The sequence below is a fragment of the Pedobacter steynii genome, assembly GCF_900103665.1.
GTDB lineage: Bacteria > Bacteroidota > Bacteroidia > Sphingobacteriales > Sphingobacteriaceae > Pedobacter > Pedobacter steynii.
On record NZ_FNGY01000010.1, the window covers coordinates 209514 to 230359 of the forward strand.

Here is a 20846-nt window from a genome sequence, read left to right on the forward strand (position 1 = left end):
ATTTTCATGAATAAACTCAGATTCCTGATTCCGATATTAATTGTAGGGATAGTTCCTGTGAAGGCACAAGTCCTCAATGATAAACAGGTGGATAGCCTGGTGGAAAAGACACTCAAAACCTTTAATGTTCCCGGTATTGCCGTAGCCATCGTCAAAGATGGAAAGGTAATCCATTCCAAAGGGTATGGTGTGCGCTCTTTACGTACAAAGGAGGCTGTAAATGAAAACACTTTTTTTGGAATCGCTTCCAATAGCAAGGCTTTTACCGCCGCAGGATTGGGCATATTGGTGGATGAGGGAAAGCTGAAATGGGATGATAAAGTGGTGGACATCATTCCGGGATTTAAGCTATATAATCCTTATGTAACACAGGAGTTCACAGTAAGGGATTTATTAACTCATCGCAGTGGATTGGGCCTGGGTGCCGGAGACCTGATGATTTTTCCGGATTCAAACCGTGTGACTAAAGCGGAACTGATCCACAACATGCGTTACCTGAAACCTGTTTCCGGATTCAGAACGAAATTTGATTACGATAACCTGTTGTATATTGTTGCGGGAGAAGTACTGGCGAAGGTATCGGGAATGAGCTGGGAAGACTTTATAGAGACTAAAATTATGCGCCCGATCGGGATGAGTCAAAGCGCTGCTGATTATCCAAGATTGAAAGATAAAAACAATTCTATTGATGCGCATACTTCCATTGACGGGAAGTTGACGGTGATCAGCAAAGGTTTTCCGGAGATTTCGAATGCTGCGGGTGGAATCTGGTCGAACGTGACGGAGATGAGCAAATGGGCGATCATGCAGATGAATGGGGGTAAATATGGTCAGGATTTAAATACAAAGCTATTCAGTACGGAAGTTCATGAAGAAATGTGGAGCCCGCAGACGATTATTGCAGGATCTTCTTTTAGCAGCTATGGATTGGGCTGGTTTTTGAATTCAGTGAATGGGAAACTTCAGGTTTCACATACCGGAGGTTTAAGTGGGATTGTCACACAGGTGACTTTAATCCCGGAATTGAAGCTTGGGATTATTGTACTGACCAATCAGGAGAGTGGTGCCGCATTTACAGCGATCACGAATACGATAAAAGATGGTTATTTTGGAATCAAAGGAAAAGACCGGATTGCAGCTTATAAAGCGAATGTGGTAGCGAATGAGGCGGAGGATAAAAAGATCACGGATCAGACCTGGGCAGCTATTGCAACGGAAATGAAGAAGAATACGCAGAAGGTAGATCTGAGCGTTTATGAAGGTTCTTTTACCGATCCATGGTTTGGTGAGGTAACGATTAAAAATCAGGGAAATAAGCTTTTCTTCCAGTCTGTAAACTCTCCGAAACTTGGCGGACAAATGGCCTTTTATAAGGGGAATACCTTTGTGGCAAAATGGACGGACAGGAGTATGCATGCAGATGCTTTTGTAGTTTTCTCTCTTGATAAAGATGGAAAAGCTTCGGGCATAAAAATGCAGGCCGTTTCTCCTGCAACAGATTTTAGTTACGATTTCCAAGACCTTGATTTTATAAGGTCTGTTAAAAAATAAAACCGATGAAAGCTGTTAAAAAATTAAGCCTTTTGCTGGCGCCCTTTGCGCTGCTTATTTTATTTACTTCAATGAATATCAAACCTAAAAAGATTATTTTTTTTGGTGATTCTATTACCCAGATGGGGGTTGCTCCCGGTGGATATGTAGACCTGATCAGTAAAGCACTGGACCCTTCAAAATATGAGGTGATCGGCGCAGGAATTGGCGGGAATAAGGTTTATGACCTTTATTTGAGAATGGAACAGGATGTGCTGGTTAAAAAGCCAGACCTGGTGGTGATTTATATCGGTGTGAATGATGTATGGCACAAACAATCGATGCATACCGGAACGGATTACGATAAGTTTATTCTTTTTTATCAGGCATTGATCAATAAAATTCAGGCCAACGGTGCAAAGGTGGTTTTATGTACACCGGCAGTAATCGGAGAGAAAAAAAGCGGGGCAAATGAAATGGATGCTGACCTGGATAAATATTCGGGAGCGATAAGGGAGCTTGCTGTTAAAAATAAACTACCGCTATGTGACCTTAGAACGTTGTTTAAAACTTATGGGGAGCAACACAATCCGGAAGGCCTGGCTAAAGGGATATTAACGACAGATGGTGTACATTTGAACGATAAGGGAAACCAGACCCTGGCAGAAGCATTACTGCCACTGGTAAAATAAAAATGTAATCTGGCATAGATCAGGACGATCTTAATCAGGGCGATTAGAGAAAGAGAAAATAAAACTATAGATAATGATTAACCACGATACCATAACCAAAATCATGGAAACCGTCCGTATTGAGGAGGTTGTCGGTGATTTTGTGTCTTTAAAAAAACGTGGTACCAGCTTGATTGGGAATTGCCCTTTTCACAATGAGAAAACCCCCTCTTTCCACGTTTCTGTGGCCAAAGGGATTTATAAGTGTTTCGGTTGTGGTAAAGGTGGTGATTCGGTCCATTTTATTATGGACCATGAAAAGTATTCCTATCCGGAAGCTTTAAAGTTCCTCGCTCAGAAATACAATATCGAGGTTGAGGAAACGGTGCAGTCGCCCCAGAATATCGAGGCGCAGAACGCAAGAGAAAGTCTTTATATCGTTTCAGAATATGCGGCAAATTATTTTGCCAATGAAATGTGGGTAGGAGAGCAGGGCCGGGCAATCGGTTTAAGCTATTTTAAAGAACGCGGATTCAGGGAAGATATCGTTAAGAAATTCCAGCTGGGTTATTCGCCTGATGTCTGGGATGCCTTGATTCAAAGTGCGGTTGCGGCAGGACATAAAGAAGAATACCTGGAGAAAACGGGCTTGTCGATCAGAAATGATAAAGGCAAACTGTACGACAGGTTCAGAGGGCGGGTAATGTTCCCGATCCATAACTTTACCGGAAGGGTGATTGGTTTTGGCGGAAGGACCCTGAAAACGGATAAAAACGTCCCCAAATACGTTAACTCCCCTGAAAGTGACATCTACCATAAGTCGAATGTGCTTTATGGTTTATATCACGCTAAAAAGGCAATCAGAGACACGGATAACTGTTATCTGGTAGAAGGATATGCGGATGTGCTCGCGGTACATCAGGCGGGGATTGAAAATGTGGTGGCCTCTTCGGGTACTTCATTAACGACAGAGCAGATCCGTCTGATCGGTCGTTTCTCTCAGAATGTGACCATTCTTTACGATGGGGATGCTGCGGGGATCAAGGCTTCGCTACGCGGGCTGGACATGATCCTGGAGGAAGGATTGAATGTGAAGGTGGTGTTGTTTCCGGATGGACATGATCCGGATTCCTACATGCACCATGTGGGCTCAGGCGAGTTCAAAAAATATATAGAGAACAACCGGAAAGATTTTATCCTTTATAAAGCCAGTATCCTGCTGAAAGAAGCAGGTACTGATCCGATCAAAAGGGCAGGGATCATCAGGGATATCGTAGAGAGTATTGCTAAAATTCCGGACGACATTAAAGCGTCGATTTTTATCCGGGAATGCAGTGGGTTATTACAGGTAGAAGAAAGGATTTTACTCTCTGAACTCAATAAGATCAGGGTTGCTAAATTCAAGAAATCGGGTGCTGGCTCACAAGGGCAGGGCTCCTCTTCTTTTCAGCAACAGCATCAGGGGCAAAACCAATATCAGCCTTATCCTGACGGACCTCCTGATAACCTGTTTGAAAATCCGGATGCTGCTTCGGAATTTATTGAAGCGCCTGTCGCAGAAGAAAATGACCTGCTGCAGGAGCAGGAAATCGTGAGGCTTTTACTGGCTTACGGACATGAGCTGGTGAGCTGGGACAAGATCGATAACATGTATATCGGTTCTTTTATCATGCAAAACCTGGCAGATGTAAGCTTTCAGGATGAGCTCTGTAAAAAGGTCATCGATACTTACCGGGATGAGATAGAGAATGGACATTTGCCTGTGGCAAGCCAGTTTATTAACAATGAAGACCGGAAGATTGCAGAGCTTGCGATTACCCTTTCTACCTCACCTTATTCCCTGAGTGAGAACTGGTATAATAAACACAACATCTATGTTCGCGACGAAAGTATCAACCTGAAAGCGACGATTCTTGGCGGATTGTATCACTTGAAAAAAGGAAAGGTGGCAAGGATGTTAATGGACATAGCTAAAGAACTTAAAACAGAAACAGACCCTGTAAATCAGGAAATTCTGATGCAAAGATTTATCTTTATCAAGGGAGTGGAAAAAGAGATCTCCAAGTTTCTGGGGACGGTGATCTTAAAATAAATGGCATTACACAACGAGCTCGGAAAGCGTGGCGAAGGGATCGCCAGGGAATATCTGGAAGATGCAGGATACCGCATTTTAAATGTAAACTGGAAATACGCCAGGGCGGAAGTTGACGTTATAGCTGAACAGGGCGGAAAGCTGATCTTTGTAGAAGTAAAAACGCGAACTTCTATAGATTACGGACATCCGGAAGATTTTGTAGACCGGAAAAAAGAAAAGCAACTCGAGTTTGCTTCTGCGGCTTACATAGAAATGAAGAACCATCAGGGAGAGGTTCGTTTTGATATTATTGCAATTGTTTTCGAAAATAAAGACCTTTATAAAATTAATCATATTGAAGATGCATTCTGGCCAAGTTAAAAAAATCATTAACCTATCTAAGTTAGTCCTGGCGGTAGTGGTACTATCAGGCATTTCACTGATCATTTCCTGTAAAGACACCGGCTCTTCGGGCTCAAGTGTGGGATTTAAATTCCCGGAACAGGGGCAATCATTTGGCCTTGGCGATGAAGTTAAAATCGCACTGGATGTGCCTGCAGGGAAAAGCATTACCTCGGCTGCTTATACACTGGACGGGAAGCCTGTGGGATCAAAAAATAATGGCGAAGCTGTTGCGGTACCTACCGCAGGTCTTAGCTTGGGCTATAAGCTGATTACGGCAGTGATAGAAGCGGATGGGAAGAAAGATACGCTGACGATCAATATTGAGTTAAAGTCTTCGGTAAAACCAGTTCAATACACGTATAAGATCGTGAATACTTTTCCGCATGATACCTCTGCCTATACACAGGGACTGGAATATCATGGAGGAAAATTTCTGGAAAGCACAGGACAGGAGCAACATTCTACGGTAAGATGGGTAGATGTTAAATCCGGAAAGGTGTTACAGCAAACTAAAATTGACGACCAGTATTTTGGGGAAGGTTCCAGTCTGGTTGACAACAAAGTGGTGATGCTGACCTGGCAAAACCGGTTGGGGCTGGTATTCGATGCCACCTCATTTAAACAACTTTCTACTTTTCCTTATCAGTCAAGTATGGAAGGATGGGGCTTGTGCTTTGACGGAAAACAACTGATCAAATCTGATGGAACGAATAAGATCTGGTTCCTGAATAAAGACAACTATAAAGAAGAAAGTTCCATAGAGGTTTACAACAACATTGGTCCTGTAGACAAGTTAAACGAGCTGGAATATATTGATGGAAAGATTTACGCAAACGTATATACCAAAAACGTGATTGTGGTGATTGATCCTAAATCTGGTGTGATAGAACAGGAGATTGATTTTACAGGGCTTTTACCTGCAGGTTTTTATAAGGATGAAGTGGATCAGGCAAATAATGTCCTGAATGGGATTGCCTGGGATAAAGCTGGAAAAAGATTATTCGTGACCGGCAAGAAATGGCCGCATCTGTTTGAAGTAAAAATCAGTCCTAAGCAGTAGGATTTTTGTTTAGAATCGTCATACTTTGTTTGGCAAAGTATGACGATTTTTTATTTGTTATTTTTTGTCTTCTTTGGGTTCTGCAATGACACCATTGAAAGAGATGGCCTGTCTGTTGGTACTGTTTACATTAAGTACTGCATAGCCGTTTTCAGATATACTTAAAGTCATGTTTTGCACTTCTTTGGCATCCTTAGGTGCAATGTTGATGACCCAGCCTCCTTTTTTCTTTTTTGTGGTCTTATAGCTGAATTTTTTAGACTTGAATTTGATGCCGGCATCGTCCGGGTTCAGAGAGGCGGTATAAGCACGCCCGTAATAAGGCAAATAAGCCTCTACACTGTCTTTACTAATCTTCAGCTGGTATTGAGAGCCGGAAAGCTGAATCATGCCTCCTCCGCTTCCATTTTGCATTTTATTCAATACCGCACTTACGTCCGCGTTTGCCATAGGCATTGCTGAGGTAGCATTGAATACCAGATGTTGATCTGCCACCAGTCTTGCAGTGGTTTCTTTGTCTGTCTGGGCCATTGCCTGCACCGTACTGAAAACAATTAGCAGTGTGAATAATTTTTTAAATGGTTTCATATTTGTGTATTTAATTGTATTAGAACAAAATAGCGCTTAAAAGGTTTAATTCCAAGCGCTATTTTAATAAGGATTGATATGGAGATTTTATCTCCAGCTCTTATACTGATTGATCAGACCGTTCGTAGATCCGTCATGTGTCAATACCTCTTTATCATCATCCAGTTCCGGAAGGATACTTTTGGCGAGTTGCTTGCCCAGTTCTACACCCCACTGGTCAAAACTAAAGATGTTCCAGATAATGCCCTGAACAAAGATTTTATGTTCGTAGATGGCAATCAGGCTACCCAGGCTGAAAGGAGTTACTTTTTTCAAAAGAATAGAGTTCGTTGGTCTGTTTCCTTCAAATACTTTGAATGGGGCCAGTTTTTCAATTTCTTCCGCAGTTTTGCCTTCTTTTTTAAGTTCTTCGGTTACCTGTTCTTTGGTTTTTCCATTCATCAGCGCTTCTGTTTGCGCAAAGAAGTTAGACAAAAGGATAGGATGGTGATTTCCTAAAGGATTTAAGCTTTGTGCCGGAGCGATAAAATCGCATGGGATTAAGCGCGTTCCCTGGTGAATCAGCTGGTAAAAAGCATGTTGTCCGTTGGTTCCCGGCTCTCCCCAGATGATCGGGCCTGTTTCATACGTCACGTCATTTCCATTACGGTCAACATGTTTTCCGTTACTCTCCATATCTCCCTGTTGGAAATAGGCAGCAAAGCGGTGCATGTATTGGTCGTAAGGCAAGATGGCCTGAGTTTCTGCATCAAAGAAATTAATATACCAGATGCCGATTAAGGCAAGGATTACAGGAACGTTGATTTCAAATTCTGCATTTTCAAAGTGCTCATCAGCAGCATGTGCTCCTGTAAGTAATTGTTTGAAGTTGTCGTAACCAATGCTCAGGGCAATAGGAAGTCCGATGGCACTCCATAAAGAGTATCTTCCGCCTACCCAGTCCCAGAATTCGAACATGTTCTCGGTGTCGATGCCAAAAGCAGCAACATCTTTTGCATTGGTGGAAAGCGCGGCAAAATGTTTGGCTACATCTGCCTGTTTTGCGCCACTGTTCAGGAACCAATCCTTTGCGCTGTTGGCATTGGTCATGGTCTCCTGGGTGGTAAATGTTTTGGAAGCGATCAGGAATAAAGTGGTTTCCGGATCTACGTTTTTTAAAGTTTCTGCAATATGTGTTCCGTCGATATTAGAGACGAAATGCATGTTCAAATGATTTTTATAGGCTTTTAAAGCTTCGGTCACCATTACGGGGCCTAAATCAGAACCACCGATACCAATGTTGACTACATCAGTGATGGCTTTTCCGGTATAGCCTTTCCATGATCCGGAAATGATCTCTGTGCTGAATTTCTCCATTTTTGCCAGGACACGGTTTACTTCGTCCATGACATTTTTACCCTCTACGAGAACCGGGTTGTTGCCCTGGTTACGTAAAGCGGTATGTAATACCTGTCTGCCTTCGGTCTGATTGATTTTATCCCCATTAAACATGGCTTTAATCGCTTCATCCAATTTACATTCCCTCGCCAGCTGAATCAATAAAGCCATTGTGGTGTCGTTAATCCTGTTTTTTGAATAGTCCACAAGGATGTCTTCAAATAGCAGGGAGAATTTCTCAAAACGGGTTTCATCTTCGGCAAAAAGATCTTTCAGACTTTTCTCATTGATGTCAATAAAATGATCGGTAAGGTACTTGTAGGCCTCAGTTTCTGTAAAGTTTATCGTTGGTAGCATCATATTCGTGTTTTTGTAAATGTAGGGGTTTATTTTATTTGCTGAAATGTCATTATTAATATTTATCAATGGAAATGATTCTGCATTGATAATCTTATATTTAACGTAAAAATGATATTTATGAGAAGATTTTACTTTGTGTTGTTGGTCATGATTTCGTCAAACGTTCTCGCTCAAAAAGGGAATTTGAGAATAGAGGTTTCAAAAAAAGCGCTAAGCATTGAAAAAAAGGTGATCGATTGGCGCCGGGACCTTCATGAACACCCTGAATTGGGAAATGGGGAAGTCAGAACAGCAGGCATTGTAGCGAAACATCTGGAATCTCTGGGCATTGAGGTGCAGACAGGCGTAGCCAAGACGGGTGTGGTAGGGATCTTAAAAGGAGGTAAACCCGGGCCGGTTGTTGCCCTGCGTGCGGATATGGATGGGCTTCCGGTAACGGAGCGTGGGAGCCTGCCTTTTGCCTCTAAAGTAAGAACAACGTATAACGGACAGGAAGTAGGGGTGATGCATGCCTGTGGGCATGATACCCATGTGGCCATTTTAATGGGGGTAGCAGAGGTATTGGCTTCGGTCAGAAAAGACATTCCTGGAACGGTAAAATTTATATTTCAACCCGCTGAAGAAGGTGCTCCGCACGGAGAAGAAGGAGGTGCAGAGCTGATGGTAAAAGAAGGGGTATTGGAAAACCCTAAAGTGGAAGTGATCTTTGGTTTACACATCAATTCACAGACTCCTGTTGGCGACATTACCTACCGTCCGGGTGGTGTGATGGCAGCCGTAAATGATTTGAAAATTACGGTTACAGGCAGACAGGCGCATGGTGCTTATCCATGGAGCAGTGTGGATCCGGTTGTGATTTCTGCACAAATTGTGAATAACCTGCAGACCATTGTGAGCAGGAACCTGAATGTGACGGAAAACCCGGGGGTAGTTACGATTGGCGCTATCAATGGCGGAGTCCGGTCTAACATCATTCCGGAAAAGGTAGAAATGCTGGGAACGATCCGGAACTTCACGAAGGAAGATGAAGCGATGTTTATTGAAAGGGTAAAGACGATTGCCATGAAAACAGCAGAAGCAGGTGGTGGAACGGCAGAGGTTCAGATTCCTTACAGCAATCATTATCCGGTGACTTTCAATGATATTCCTTTAACAGAGAAAATGCTGCCCAGCCTGAAAGCTAGTGCAGGTGCAGACCATGTCAGGTTGAAGCCTCCGGTTACGGGTGCAGAAGATTTCTCCTTTTATCAGGAGAAGGTACCAGGCCTGTTTATTTTTCTGGGAGGAATGCCAAAGGGAGGAGATCCGCTGAAAGCGCCTTCACACCATACCCCTGATTTCTTTATCGATGAAAGTGGTTTTACGCTGGGTGTGAATGCCCTTAGTAATCTGGCACTTGATTACATGAACTTAAAGAAATAACAACACGTTTTTGATTTTGGCATCATTTTATTTGATTATATTTAATTAAAGAAATAGTACGTCACCTAGAAAACAACAACCATGTTAGAAAATTTAAATGAATTGGTAAAAGAAAGTACTCAGGAAGCGATTGTAAATAATAGTGCAATCCCTAATGAGCAGAACGAGGCTGCTATTCAGGCTGCTTCAGGTTCTATCTTTGATTCACTAAAGCAACAATTGTCATCCGGTAATATTGGAGGTCTTGTGGATGCTTTTAAAGGTGGAAACGTAGAAGGAAGTGCTGTGGTACAGGACGCTTCGTCGGGATTTGTAGACAAACTTGCGGGAATGGGGATTAATCTGGACTCAGCCAAAGCAATTGCGGCATCTGTTATTCCCGGAATTGTAAGTAAATTCATTAATAAGACAAATGATCCTAACGACAGCTCTTTTAACATTCAGGATGTGCTGACTAAAATCTCCGGTGATGATGGTAAGTTTCAATTGTCAGATTTAACAGATCTGTTCGGCGGAAATAAAGAAGGAGCCCCGGGAGAAGCAAAAGAAGGCGAGGGAGGAATTGTAGACAAGCTAAAAGGACTTTTTAATTAATACTTTCAGGTATTTTTGAAAGGCTATTTAAACATTGTTTAAATAGCCTTTTGTATTTTATATATTTGTGATTATGACAAAAGAACAAATACAGGATTTAAGGGACAGAGTAGCGTCGCTGAGGAGGCATCTTTGACGTCGAAACACGTTTAGATGAAATATATATAGAGCAGGAGCTTACCCTGCAAACTGATTTCTGGGACGATCCCAAAAAAGCGGAGAAACATCTTGCAGGAATCAATTCAAAAAAGGTCTGGACCGATGCATGGCAGGCGGTTAGTAATGAACTGGAAGACACTGAAGTCCTTTTTGATTTTTTACAGGCAGGTGATGCCACAGCTGAAGAGATGCAGGAGCAATACAATAAGTGTTTGCTCATGGTCGAAGAGCTGGAGTTAAAGAACATGCTGAGCAGTAAAGAGGATCAGTTACAGGCTGTGATGCAAATTACTGCAGGTGCGGGTGGTACGGAGAGTTGCGACTGGGCAGCAATGCTCATGCGGATGTACATCATGTGGGGAGAAAAGAACGGCTATAAAGTGACCGAACAGGATTCTCAGGAAGGGGAGGTAACGGGAATTAAATCCGTAACCCTTCAGTTTGCAGGCGATTTCTCTTATGGTTACCTGAAAGGGGAGAATGGCGTACACCGGTTGGTCCGGATTTCTCCATTTGATTCCAATGCAAGACGACATACTTCGTTTGCTTCTGTTTACGTTTATCCTTTAGTGGATGATACCATAGAGATTGAGGTAAATGCTTCAGAAATTGAGTTCGAGACCTTCCGCTCCGGTGGTGCTGGTGGACAAAATGTGAATAAAGTGGAGACTGCTGTAAGGTTGTACCACAAGCCATCAGGCATTGTGATCAAAAATCAGGAGTCGCGTTCCCAGCTACAGAATAAGGAAAATGCAATGCGCTTGTTGAAGTCGCAATTGTATGAGGCGGAAATGCGTAAGCGTATGGAAGCAACAGCGGTAATTGAAGGTTCCAAGAAGAAGATCGAATGGGGATCACAAATCAGGAACTATGTGTTACATCCATATAAGCTGGTGAAAGATTTACGGACCAATTATGAAACCTCTAATGCACAGGGTGTATTGGATGGAGAACTCAACGAATTTTTGAAAGCATATTTAATGGAATTCTAAAGATGAAATACCTTATTGCACTATTCATGACGAGTCTTATTTCAGTAGCTGGCCTTCGGGCACAGGAAAATGTACTTTTATATCCCGGAGCAATTCCGGGATCAAAACCAACACCTGTTGATTTTAAAGAGATCATTGAAAATGGAAAAGACGGAATCCTGAGGGTCAGTAAGGTTTCTCAGCCTACTTTAAGTGTCTTTTTGCCTGTAAAGGAAAAGGCAACAGGTGCGGCAGTGATCATTTGTCCGGGGGGAGGCTACGGCATTCTGGCCATTGGCCATGAAGGTTATGATGTGGCAAAGAAATTTAATGAAATTGGTGTGGCCGCCTTTGTCCTTAAATACCGCCTGCCGGATAATGCCATTATGCTCGATAAATCATTTGGTCCTTTACAGGATGCACAGCAGGCGGTTTATGAGCTGAGAAGAAATGCGTTGAAATGGAATATTAATCCGGAGAAAATCGGGGTGATGGGATTTTCTGCCGGTGGGCATCTTGCGGCAAGCCTGACGGTTCATTACGGGGATGTTAAAATAGAGAATAAAGAAAAACTGGATCTTCGTCCGGACTTTTCTGTTCTGATCTATCCGGTCATCTCTTTCAGGGAATCACCGCATACCGGTTCGGCAAAGAACCTGGCTGGGCCAAATTTAACAGAGGATCAGAAAGATTACTTCTCTAATGAGAAATATGTGAACGACCGGACACCGGTTACTTTTTTAGTGCATGCCAACGACGACCAAACCGTTCCTGTAGAGAACAGTGTTGTTTTTAACCGGGCACTGGTAAAGGCGGGGGTTAAATCTGAGATGCACCTTTATCAGGGCGGCGGACATGGTTTTGGTCTAAATAATAAAACCACTGCTGATCAGTGGTTCGATCGTCTTGTCAACTGGATGAAAGCCAATAAGGTTATTTAAAGATCGGTATTGGTCAGGATGTCCTGTAATTCCTTCAGTTCTTCTACTTTTTCTTTTGAACCCAGGTTCTCATAAGCAGAGATCAGGTTTCTGATGATTCTTCTGATGATCTCCACATTGCTGCATGGCGCATAAAAGCCGGGGAGGGGATCCAGATTTAATTGTCTCAGAAACTGATCCACATCGTGTTTACCGAAGATGGCTCCTTTATTAAAAGCGTTGATATAAAAGAGTACGCCAAATTCATGTTCTTCTCTTTTACTTTCATCAATATAGCCTAAAATGAAATGCTGCGGGAGATTGACCCCATATACGGGAATGTCCAGTTTCTGGGCAATGGTGGAATAAATGATGGCCAGGGAAATCTGGTTCCCTTTTTTACTTTCCAGGACCTGATTGATATAGGAGTTTTGCGGGTCATGGTGGTTTTTGGTATTTCCGCTAAAACCGTATACGTTATAAAATATATGATTGATGAGTTTGATCTTTTCAATAGAGCTCATTTCATATTGGAGGCCCATCCATATTTCTCTTTTGATTTCTTCAATCTGCAGGATGATTTTTTGCTCATCAAGATCGGGGTATTGATATCTGTTGACGACTAAGGCTCCCTGAAGCAGGTCGAATGCCCCGCTCTGATACCAGAGGTTAAGGTCTTCCTTAACACTTGAAAATTGAATTTTGTGGACAATGTTTTCGATTCTTTCCTGAAGCAGGGAATCCAATGACTGTTCCCAGGCGTTTTCCAAAAAATGGACCACTTCTGAACCATACTCCAGCAGGCGTTTTTCAATATGCTCATAGATTTCCGGATCTGGATCATCAAGCAATTTGACCAATGCGCTTATTTCTTTACTATTTTCCATTAAACATGCAACTTAGAATCTTATGATTGCTTATTTTTGTAGCTATGGTTTTCAATTTTATCAGTGACTATCTGAAGCATCGCTTTACCTCTAAAAGCAGACATGGCACCCACTCCCCCTTCGTATATAAGCTTACGGATGAGGTAATTTACGATTTTAACGCTAAAAGTGACTACAAAAGCATAGAGGCACAAAGAAAAAAACTTTTCAATGACGATTCTTTAATCCAGGTAACTGATCTCGGAGCCGGTTCCCATCTGAATAAGAACAGGGCTAAAAAGGTAAAACAGATTGCTAAGAATGCCTTAAAGAATCCCAGACTGGCACAGCTAATCTATCGTCTGGCAAAGGACAACGGGCCTAAAAGCATTATTGAGCTTGGAACCTGTTTAGGGATTACCAGTGCTTATCTTTCTAAAGCTTGTCCGGATGCGGATGTAATTACGATTGAAGGATGTCCCGAAACTGCGAAAGTTGCTTATCGCAATTTTCAGGAACTGGAACTGGATAATGTAGAGCTGCGGGTAGGGAATTTCGATACCTTACTTCCAGGTGTGATTGAACAGGAGCCGCGATTGGATTTTGTGTATGTTGACGGGAACCATAGAAAAGAAGCAACGATCAATTACTTTAACTGGTGTTTGCCTAAAGTGCATGAGGGCTCCTTACTGATCTTTGATGATATTTATTGGAGTGAAGGAATGAAAGAAGCCTGGGAAGAAATCAAGCGCCATCCGGAAGTAACGGTAACGGTGGATCTTTTTTGGATCGGATTGGTTTACTTCAAAAAAGGACAGGCGAAAGAGCATTTTAAGATTAAGTTCTAAAATGCTTCCGCCAGGGTAATGTAGAATCCACTTTGGCGTTTTTCATTTGTTCTCTTTTCACCGACTGCATAATCCATACGGACACTCAGTCCTTTTTCAGGATCGAAGAAATATCTTCCTCCTGCGCCAAAAGAAGGTTTGAAGCTTTTCATGGAAAAATCACCATTGTCAAAAACCTGTCCGGTTCCTGCAAAGACAACTGCTCCGAAACGGTTGTTGTAGCGGTAGCGTAATTCTGCCTGTCCTGCGAGGAGATTTCGTTCCCGGTAGCGTCCGGTATAATAGCCCCTCATCATCTCGTCGTTGCCCATCTGTGGCAACAGGTAGAATGGCGTGTTCTTTCCCTGTACACTATGGAATAAAGCGTTTACACCAAGAACGAATTTTTTAGAGAGCGGCCAGAAATTACGGACGTTTGCTTTGATCACACTTCCCGTAAAACTTTCTCCGCCCCAAAAGTCTGGTGCGTATTGGTAGGTGACCCGGCCCAGGAATCCTTTAGTCGGATAGTTGTTGGAATTTCGGGTGTCATAGCTTTGAGATATTCCTATATAAGCTACATTGCCACCACCTTTATGAATCAGGCTTTGGTCGGTTGTGAATATTCCCCCAACGACTTCATCTTTATAGTTGTAGTTTTCATAACCTATGGACAAACCGGTATAAGCATGCGGTAATAATCTTTTTTCGGCTTCGAACATCACTCTGGACTGTCGTTGTATCAGGCGGTCCAGATTGGCTTCGAGTGTTTCGTTACCCAGGCCATAGAAATTAAATGGCATTCTTTTAAACCTGAATTCAGTGATTAAATGGTAATCGTTGCCTTTAGTCCAGATGTCGCTCTTTAAAGAGAAGTTGTACTGGCCTTTGGTAGATATTGTAGCTACGCCTGAAAAATTGGAACTCCGGTTGGTGCTGTCTTTTCTATCGACATAAGTAGAGTAGAGTGCACCCAGTCCGAATTCGGCACCAATTTCCTGGGAATAGCGGAATATAGGCACCGGCATGAAACTCGCCCTGCGGGAACTGTCTGTTTTATCTGATAGGTATCTTTTGATAAATTTCTTTTGCGCTGATACGTCTGCGGCGGTAATAATAAGTATAGTGATGCAAAGCGAAATTTTCTTCATTGGCCTAAAATAGTATAAAGATTTAAATTATCCTGTTATCCGCGATCCATTAGCAAGATTGAGGCCAGTTATTCCTAACGGATTTATTTTTAAAGAATTGTTTTTAGCGCAAAGATTCTTTTTGGTAACAGTTCGGTTGTTATGATTAGTCCTTTACGATTATTTGCCTATTTTTGCGGCAACAACAAAATTTAATCAAAGATGAGTACAACAAGAGGACCTATCTCGCAATTCATGGAGAAGCATTATCTCCATTTTAATGCGGCAGCTATGATGGATGCGGCTAAAGGATACGAAACACATTTAGATGAAGGTGGTAAGATGATGATTACCCTTGCAGGTGCGATGAGTACAGCAGAGCTGGGAATCTCCTTAGCCGAAATGATCCGTCAGGATAAAGTTTCGATCATTTCCTGTACCGGTGCCAACCTGGAGGAAGATATCATGAACCTTGTTGCGCATTCACATTATAAAAGAGTACCTAATTACCGTGACCTGAGCCCTCAGGACGAGTGGGATCTTTTGGAGAACCATTACAACAGGGTTACAGATACTTGTATTCCTGAAGAAGAAGCTTTCCGCAGGTTGCAGAAGCACATTCATAAGATCTGGACAGATGCAGAAAAAGCAGGGGAACGTTATTTCCCGCATGAGTTTATGTACAAGATGTTATTGAGTGGAGATTTAGAGCAATACTACGAGATTGATCCTAAAAATTCATGGATGCTTGCAGCGGCAGAAAAAAATCTTCCGATTGTAGTACCGGGATGGGAAGATTCTACGATGGGTAATATCTTCGCTTCTTATGTGATGAAATCTGAATTGACGGCAACGACGATGAAAGGTGGAATTGAGTATATGGGTTATCTTGCAGACTGGTACATTAAAAACAGTTCAGGTAAAGGAATTGGATTCTTCCAGATTGGTGGAGGTATTGCCGGTGACTTCCCGATTTGTGTCGTACCGATGCTTTATCAGGATATGGAAATGGAGAATATTCCATTCTGGAGCTATTTCTGCCAGATCTCTGATTCTACTACTTCTTATGGTTCTTATTCAGGTGCTGTGCCTAATGAAAAAATCACCTGGGGTAAACTGGATATCAACACGCCTAAGTTCATCGTTGAATCAGATGCAACAATCGTTGCTCCACTGATCTTTTCATGGATATTAAAAATGTAAATTGAATTTACAAATATTGCCAATTTGAAGTTGGCTGTCGGGAATCAGCAATTTTTTAAAAATTGCTGATTTTCCTCGTTTAAAGCCCCAAAAACGAACTATTTAGATTGATTATAAATTGTATTTACTGTCATTTATTTGTCATTGGTAAGTTAATAAATTTTACTTTTGTGGACGTTTTGGTGAAGAACCTAAGTTCGAACATCAAATGCGGTTTACAAGTTTTTTAAAAAATAGCATAAAATACTCATTATGAGGGATATCTCATTGATCATTAGAAGAGTTTGGAAGTCAACAGTCATGTTAACGGCCCTATCTGTTTTAATCGTTTCTGCAACACAAGCGCAAGATGTAGTGGAGGGAAGAAAAATATTTAAAGATAAATGTTCTTCTTGTCACCAATTAGACCGTAACAGCACAGGTCCGGCTTTAACTGCTAAAGTTAACGAGCTGGATGAAGCATTTACCATCAAGTGGGTTAAGAACTGGAAAGCTTTAGTTGATGCCGGTGATAAGCAGGCGATCGAAGCATCTAAGTTTTCTCCGTCGGAGATGACTACGTTCCCACAGCTGACGGACGACCAAATTAAAAATGTAATCGCATATGCGAAAGCAGGCGAACCTAAGAAAGAAGCGGCAGCTGGTGCCGGTGCTGAAGCTGCATCAACCGGTGTATCTGATTTCTCTATCGCCGGTATCGTTGCTATTATATTAATATCGATTGCGGTATTAGTTATACTGGGACGTGCCATTAAAATGTTAGAGCGTTTGATTCTGCAGAGACAAGGTGTTGTTCTTGCAGAAGAAGAAAACGTTTCTCTGGCAACAGGCGTTCGCAGGTTATTCAAAAACAAGAAGTTTGTATTCTTCTTCATTCTATGTTTAGTAGTGAGCTTAGGTTCATTCGGCTGGATGGGCATGTGGAATACAGGTGTACACACTGGTTACCAACCGGTACAGCCGATTAAATTCTCTCACGAGTTGCACGCTGGTACAAACAAGATTGATTGTCAGTATTGCCATGCGGGAGCATTTAAATCTAAAAATTCAACGATACCATCTGTGAACGTTTGTATGAACTGTCACAAATCGGTACAGGCAACTGAAAAATACAACGGTGAGATTTCTCCTGAGATTCAGAAGATCTATACTGCCATTGGTTATGATCCTGCAACCTTGACTTATGACAAGACCAAGGAAAAACCAGTAGAGTGGGTACGTGTACACAACCTTCCTGACTTTGCTTACTTCAACCACTCTCAACACGTAGTAGTAGGTGAGCAGGCGATCAGAAAAGAAAAAGGTTTAAAACCTAACGAGCCGGTATGTTTCGCATGTCATGGTCCGGTTGATACGATGGAAGAAATCTATCAGTTCTCTCCGCTAACGATGAAATGGTGTATCAATTGCCATAAAGACGCTGAGGTTTCAGGTAAAGACAATGCTTTCTATACGAAAGTGATTGAAGCCCATGAGAAAATCAAGAAAGGTGAGAAAATCACACCGGCATTATTGGGTGGTTTAGAGTGTGGTAAGTGCCACTATTAATAGTAGAGTTTAATAAAAGAACGTTCGATAAACAGTAATATAGCTTAAATGGAAAGCAATAAAAAATACTGGAAAGGCTTAGAGGAGTATAAAAACACTCCCGATTTTGTTGAAAACAACAAAAACGAATTTGCTGAGCCCCTTCCAATAGAAGATGTTTTAAATGAAGCAGGGTTGAGTACGGTAACCCCGCGCCGTGACTTTTTAAAAGCTTTAGGCTTCGGCCTGGGGGCGGTAACGCTTGCAGCTTGTCAATCAGCTCCGGTTCATAAATCAATTCCTTATGTCATTAAACCTGAGGAGGTAGTTCCGGGTATCCCTAACTACTATGTTTCAAGTTTCAATGGTCAGAGTATTTTGGTGAAGACCAGAGAGGGACGTCCTATTAAAATTGATGCCAATCCAAATGCAGGAGAATTCAACTGCGGTACAGATTCACAGGCACAAGCTTCGGTTTTAGACCTTTATGATGTTTCTAAATTACAGGGTCCTGTATTAAAGGATGATGAGAAAGCAACATGGGCTAAGATTGATGAGTTTGTAAAAGGAGAGTTAAATAAGGCTCAGGCTTCAGGAAAGAAAATCCGCGTGGTTTCCTCTACTGTAAACAGTCCTTCTACAAAAAATGTAATTGCTGACTTTGCTACTGCTTATCCTAATACGAAGCATGTACAATATGATGCAGTTTCTTATACTGGTATCATCAAAGCAAATGAAAATAGCTTTGGTAAAGCGGTAGTTCCAAAATACAGATTCGATAAAGCTGACCTGATCGTAAGTTTCGGTGCAGACTTTTTAGGTACCTGGATCAGCGGTGAAGAATTTACTGCCCAGTATATTGCGAACAGAAATCACAAGTCATTAAAGGCTGGTAAAATGTCACGTCACTTCCAGTTTGAAGCTGGTATGAGTTTAACAGGTACTAACGCAGATACGCGTGTTCCTGTGAAATTATCAGAAGAGGGACCTGCATTAATTACCTTATATAATACCATTACCGGAAATACTTTAGCTGGTGGTGCTTTACCTAATAACGTAACAGCTGATAAAGCGATTAAGTTAGTAGCGAAAGAATTGTTACAAAACAAAGGGAAATCAGTAGTGGTTTCAGGTTCAAATGACGTATCTACTCAGATTCTGGTAAATGCGATCAACTCTGCAATCGGTAGCTACGGAACAACGATCGACTTAGACAATCCTTGCAAACGTTACGCAGGTAATGATGCAGAATTTGCAGAGTTCATCAATGAAATGAGCAGGGGAGAAGTTGCAGCAGTATTCTTCTTAGATACCAATCCTGGTTATGATGTGGCAAATGCGAAAGCATTCGCTGATGCTTTACAGAAAGTAGCTTTAAAAGTGTCTTTCTCTGACCGTAAGGACGAGACTTCCACTTTATGTGATGTCATTGCCGTTAACCATAACTATTTAGAGTCATGGGGTGATGCTAACGCTTACGAAGGATCTTACTCTATTGTACAGCCAACAATCAATCCGGTATTCAATACCCGTCAGGCAGAAGAGAGTTTATTGATCTGGTCTGATAATGCGGTTAAAGATTACTATCAATACGTACGCAACAACTGGGAACAAAGTATCCTTCCATTATTTGGAAAGAACTGGAAAGAAGTGTTGCAAACAGGTGTATTTACAGTTGCAGAGAAAGCAGCAGGAGCGTATAACTTCAGCTTGTCATTAGCAGCAGTGATTCCTACTATTTTAAATAACAGCAAATCTTTAGCAAAAGACATCGAGTTACAGGTTTACGAAAGTGTACCGATGCGTGATGGTAAACATGCAAACAACGCATTTTTACAGGAATTGCCTGATCCGGTTTCGAAAGTAACCTGGGACAATTACATCGCTATCGCGCCTAAGTTCGCTGAGAAATTAGGTTATAAAGAATTCGATATCGTATCTGTGAAAGCAGCAAACGGTTATACTGTTGACTTGCCTGTGTTGATTCAACCGGGACAAGCTCAGGGAACTGCTTCGATCGCTTTAGGATATGGACGTACGAAAGTTGGTAAGGCAGGAAATAACGTTGGTCAAAACGCTTTCCCTTTTGTAAGCTTTAGCAATGGTACTTCTAAATATGCTACAACGGTTCAGTTAACCGGTACTGGTCGCAGAGAAGAATTGGCGCAAACACAAACGCACCACTCTTTCGAGGGTAGAAATATCATTCGTGAAGCTACGTTTGCAGAATACAAAAAGAATCCTGCAGCTGGTTCAGGTAATGACCATGCTAAGCATAAAACCTACGATATGTGGGATAAATATGAGAAACCAGGTAACAACTGGGTTATGGCGATCGATTTGAACGCTTGTACTGGTTGCGGTTCTTGTATTGTTGCCTGTAACGTAGAGAATAACATTCCTGTTGTAGGTAAGGAAGAGGTTCGTAAGCGCAGAGAGATGCACTGGATCCGTATCGACCGTTACTACAGCTTTAATGTAGAGGGCGAAGCTCATGGAGAGAAAGCAGCACATGGCGCACATGGAAATGGCATCAATGCGGTGACTAAAGAGAAAGAAATTGCTCATTTGGACAACCTTGATAACGTATCTGTAGTTCACCAGCCGATGCTTTGTCAGCATTGTGATCACGCTCCTTGCGAAACAGTTTGTCCGGTATTGGCAACAGTACACTCATCTGATGGTTTGAACCATATGGCTTATAACCGTTGTGTAGGTACCCGTTACTGCGCGAATAACTGTCCGTATAAAGTACGTCGTTTCAACTGGTTTAACTACTGGAATGATTCACGTTTCGACAACTACCTGAACAACGAATTTACTCAGCTGGTACTTAACCCTGATGTAACTACCCGTTCAAGAGGGGTAATGGAGAAATGTTCGATGTGTATCCAACGTATCCAGGGCGGAAAACTAAAAGCTAAAATTGAGAAACGTCCATTAAAAGACGGAGATATCAAAATGGCTTGTCAGGAAGCATGTTCTGCAAATGCCATCATTTTTGGTGACGCCAATGATCCTGAATCCGAAGTATCTAAAGCATTACGTAGTGAGCGTATTTACTATGTTTTGGAAGAGATCAACGTACAGCCGGGTATAGGTTATATGACAAAAATTAGAAACACAGATACAACAGTACAAGCGTAAGCTGATATTAAAGAA

At 42.0% G+C, this 20846-nt stretch carries 17 protein-coding genes; 13 read left to right on the forward strand and 4 right to left on the reverse strand.

Features of this window, described 5'->3' with window-relative positions; translation table 11 throughout:
- Positions 1 to 6: 6 nt before the first annotated feature.
- The 5 genes from BLQ87_RS25220 (at position 7) to BLQ87_RS25240 (ending at position 5740) form a co-directional block, all read left to right on the forward strand.
- A complete protein-coding gene (locus BLQ87_RS25220) occupies positions 7 to 1551 on the forward strand; it encodes a serine hydrolase (RefSeq protein ID WP_074611690.1) in 1545 nt (514 codons plus the stop codon).
- Positions 1552 to 1556: 5 nt separating this feature from the next.
- A complete protein-coding gene (locus BLQ87_RS25225) occupies positions 1557 to 2222 on the forward strand; it encodes an SGNH/GDSL hydrolase family protein (protein ID WP_074611691.1) in 666 nt (221 codons plus the stop codon).
- Between the two features lie 73 nt (positions 2223 to 2295).
- The gene (gene dnaG / locus BLQ87_RS25230) at positions 2296 to 4293 is read left to right on the forward strand and encodes a DNA primase (RefSeq protein WP_074611692.1); all 1998 of its coding nucleotides are present in this window, start codon (positions 2296 to 2298) and stop codon (positions 4291 to 4293) included.
- A complete protein-coding gene (locus tag BLQ87_RS25235) occupies positions 4294 to 4656 on the forward strand; it encodes a YraN family protein (protein ID WP_074611693.1) in 363 nt (120 codons plus the stop codon).
- Positions 4637 to 5740, forward strand: coding sequence for a glutaminyl-peptide cyclotransferase (locus tag BLQ87_RS25240; RefSeq protein WP_074611694.1), 1104 nt, complete (start codon positions 4637 to 4639; stop codon positions 5738 to 5740). The genes BLQ87_RS25235 and BLQ87_RS25240 overlap by 20 nt, the downstream gene beginning before the upstream one ends.
- Before the next feature lie 57 nt (positions 5741 to 5797).
- Here BLQ87_RS25240 and BLQ87_RS25245 read toward each other — a convergent pair whose 3' ends face one another.
- Together BLQ87_RS25245 and pgi are read right to left on the reverse strand one after the other, a co-directional pair.
- On the reverse strand, positions 5798 to 6328 hold the full coding sequence (locus BLQ87_RS25245; RefSeq protein ID WP_074611695.1) for a DUF4251 domain-containing protein: 531 nt from the start codon (positions 6326 to 6328) through the stop codon (positions 5798 to 5800).
- An 87-nt stretch (positions 6329 to 6415) separates the two neighbouring features.
- Positions 6416 to 8062 carry a glucose-6-phosphate isomerase gene (gene pgi, locus BLQ87_RS25250; RefSeq protein ID WP_074611778.1) on the reverse strand — a complete coding sequence of 549 codons (1647 nt, stop codon included), beginning with the start codon at positions 8060 to 8062 and terminating at the stop codon, positions 6416 to 6418.
- A gap of 120 nt (positions 8063 to 8182) precedes the next feature.
- Here pgi and BLQ87_RS25255 point away from each other — a divergent pair, with 120 nt between their 5' ends.
- The 4 genes from BLQ87_RS25255 (at position 8183) to BLQ87_RS25270 (ending at position 12152) form a co-directional block, all read left to right on the forward strand.
- Positions 8183 to 9487, forward strand: coding sequence for an amidohydrolase (locus BLQ87_RS25255; protein ID WP_074611696.1), 1305 nt, complete (start codon positions 8183 to 8185; stop codon positions 9485 to 9487).
- Positions 9488 to 9568: 81 nt separating this feature from the next.
- Positions 9569 to 10081 carry a hypothetical protein gene (locus BLQ87_RS25260; protein WP_074611697.1) on the forward strand — a complete coding sequence of 171 codons (513 nt, stop codon included), beginning with the start codon at positions 9569 to 9571 and terminating at the stop codon, positions 10079 to 10081.
- 73 nt (positions 10082 to 10154) lie between these two features.
- Positions 10155 to 11232 (forward strand): peptide chain release factor 2 gene (gene prfB / locus BLQ87_RS25265; RefSeq protein WP_143010542.1). Its coding sequence is split into 2 segments (ribosomal slippage): positions 10155 to 10214 and positions 10216 to 11232, totalling 1077 coding nucleotides; the frame shifts between segments, so codons are not numbered across the junction.
- Positions 11233 to 11234: 2 nt separating this feature from the next.
- Positions 11235 to 12152 carry an alpha/beta hydrolase gene (locus BLQ87_RS25270; RefSeq protein WP_074611698.1) on the forward strand — a complete coding sequence of 306 codons (918 nt, stop codon included), beginning with the start codon at positions 11235 to 11237 and terminating at the stop codon, positions 12150 to 12152.
- Here the strand turns inward: BLQ87_RS25270 and BLQ87_RS25275 are convergent.
- The gene (locus tag BLQ87_RS25275; RefSeq protein ID WP_074611699.1) at positions 12149 to 13018 is read right to left on the reverse strand and encodes a transglutaminase-like domain-containing protein; all 870 of its coding nucleotides are present in this window, start codon (positions 13016 to 13018) and stop codon (positions 12149 to 12151) included. The genes BLQ87_RS25270 and BLQ87_RS25275 overlap by 4 nt on opposite strands.
- 44 nt (positions 13019 to 13062) lie before the next feature.
- Here BLQ87_RS25275 and BLQ87_RS25280 point away from each other — a divergent pair, with 44 nt between their 5' ends.
- Entirely contained in the window at positions 13063 to 13845 is a 783-nt protein-coding gene (locus tag BLQ87_RS25280; RefSeq protein ID WP_074611700.1) for an O-methyltransferase, read from the forward strand.
- On the opposite strand, the gene BLQ87_RS25285 is transcribed toward BLQ87_RS25280, so the two are convergent.
- The gene (locus tag BLQ87_RS25285; protein WP_074611701.1) at positions 13842 to 14975 is read right to left on the reverse strand and encodes a BamA/TamA family outer membrane protein; all 1134 of its coding nucleotides are present in this window, start codon (positions 14973 to 14975) and stop codon (positions 13842 to 13844) included. The genes BLQ87_RS25280 and BLQ87_RS25285 overlap by 4 nt on opposite strands.
- 201 nt (positions 14976 to 15176) lie before the next feature.
- On the opposite strand from BLQ87_RS25285, the gene BLQ87_RS25290 reads away from it, so the two are divergent.
- The 3 genes from BLQ87_RS25290 (at position 15177) to BLQ87_RS25300 (ending at position 20831) form a co-directional block, all read left to right on the forward strand.
- Positions 15177 to 16157 carry a deoxyhypusine synthase family protein gene (locus tag BLQ87_RS25290; protein WP_069379415.1) on the forward strand — a complete coding sequence of 327 codons (981 nt, stop codon included), beginning with the start codon at positions 15177 to 15179 and terminating at the stop codon, positions 16155 to 16157.
- 252 nt (positions 16158 to 16409) lie between these two features.
- Positions 16410 to 17705: a c-type cytochrome gene (locus BLQ87_RS25295; RefSeq protein ID WP_074611702.1), complete on the forward strand. Its 1296-nt coding sequence runs from the start codon at positions 16410 to 16412 to the stop codon at positions 17703 to 17705.
- A gap of 48 nt (positions 17706 to 17753) precedes the next feature.
- A complete protein-coding gene (locus tag BLQ87_RS25300) occupies positions 17754 to 20831 on the forward strand; it encodes a TAT-variant-translocated molybdopterin oxidoreductase (RefSeq protein WP_074611703.1) in 3078 nt (1025 codons plus the stop codon).
- Positions 20832 to 20846: the final 15 nt, after the last annotated feature.

Excerpts from the sequence above, each read along its gene's own strand:
- BLQ87_RS25260 (WP_074611697.1), top strand. The coding sequence starts at position 9,569 with ATGTTAGAAAATTTAAATGAATTGGTAAAAGAAAGTACTCAGGAAGCG.
- BLQ87_RS25240 (WP_074611694.1), top strand. The coding sequence starts at position 4,637 with ATGCATTCTGGCCAAGTTAAAAAAATCATTAACCTATCTAAGTTAGTC.
- BLQ87_RS25280 (WP_074611700.1), top strand. The coding sequence starts at position 13,063 with ATGGTTTTCAATTTTATCAGTGACTATCTGAAGCATCGCTTTACCTCT.
- pgi (WP_074611778.1), bottom strand. The coding sequence starts at position 8,062 with ATGCTACCAACGATAAACTTTACAGAAACTGAGGCCTACAAGTACCTT.
- BLQ87_RS25285 (WP_074611701.1), bottom strand. The coding sequence starts at position 14,975 with ATGAAGAAAATTTCGCTTTGCATCACTATACTTATTATTACCGCCGCA.
- BLQ87_RS25290 (WP_069379415.1), top strand. The coding sequence starts at position 15,177 with ATGAGTACAACAAGAGGACCTATCTCGCAATTCATGGAGAAGCATTAT.
- BLQ87_RS25255 (WP_074611696.1), top strand. The coding sequence starts at position 8,183 with ATGAGAAGATTTTACTTTGTGTTGTTGGTCATGATTTCGTCAAACGTT.
- BLQ87_RS25220 (WP_074611690.1), top strand. The coding sequence starts at position 7 with ATGAATAAACTCAGATTCCTGATTCCGATATTAATTGTAGGGATAGTT.
- dnaG (WP_074611692.1), top strand. The coding sequence starts at position 2,296 with ATGATTAACCACGATACCATAACCAAAATCATGGAAACCGTCCGTATT.
- BLQ87_RS25225 (WP_074611691.1), top strand. The coding sequence starts at position 1,557 with ATGAAAGCTGTTAAAAAATTAAGCCTTTTGCTGGCGCCCTTTGCGCTG.
- BLQ87_RS25235 (WP_074611693.1), top strand. The coding sequence starts at position 4,294 with ATGGCATTACACAACGAGCTCGGAAAGCGTGGCGAAGGGATCGCCAGG.
- BLQ87_RS25270 (WP_074611698.1), top strand. The coding sequence starts at position 11,235 with ATGAAATACCTTATTGCACTATTCATGACGAGTCTTATTTCAGTAGCT.
- BLQ87_RS25275 (WP_074611699.1), bottom strand. The coding sequence starts at position 13,018 with ATGGAAAATAGTAAAGAAATAAGCGCATTGGTCAAATTGCTTGATGAT.
- BLQ87_RS25300 (WP_074611703.1), top strand. The coding sequence starts at position 17,754 with ATGGAAAGCAATAAAAAATACTGGAAAGGCTTAGAGGAGTATAAAAAC.
- BLQ87_RS25295 (WP_074611702.1), top strand. The coding sequence starts at position 16,410 with ATGAGGGATATCTCATTGATCATTAGAAGAGTTTGGAAGTCAACAGTC.
- BLQ87_RS25245 (WP_074611695.1), bottom strand. The coding sequence starts at position 6,328 with ATGAAACCATTTAAAAAATTATTCACACTGCTAATTGTTTTCAGTACG.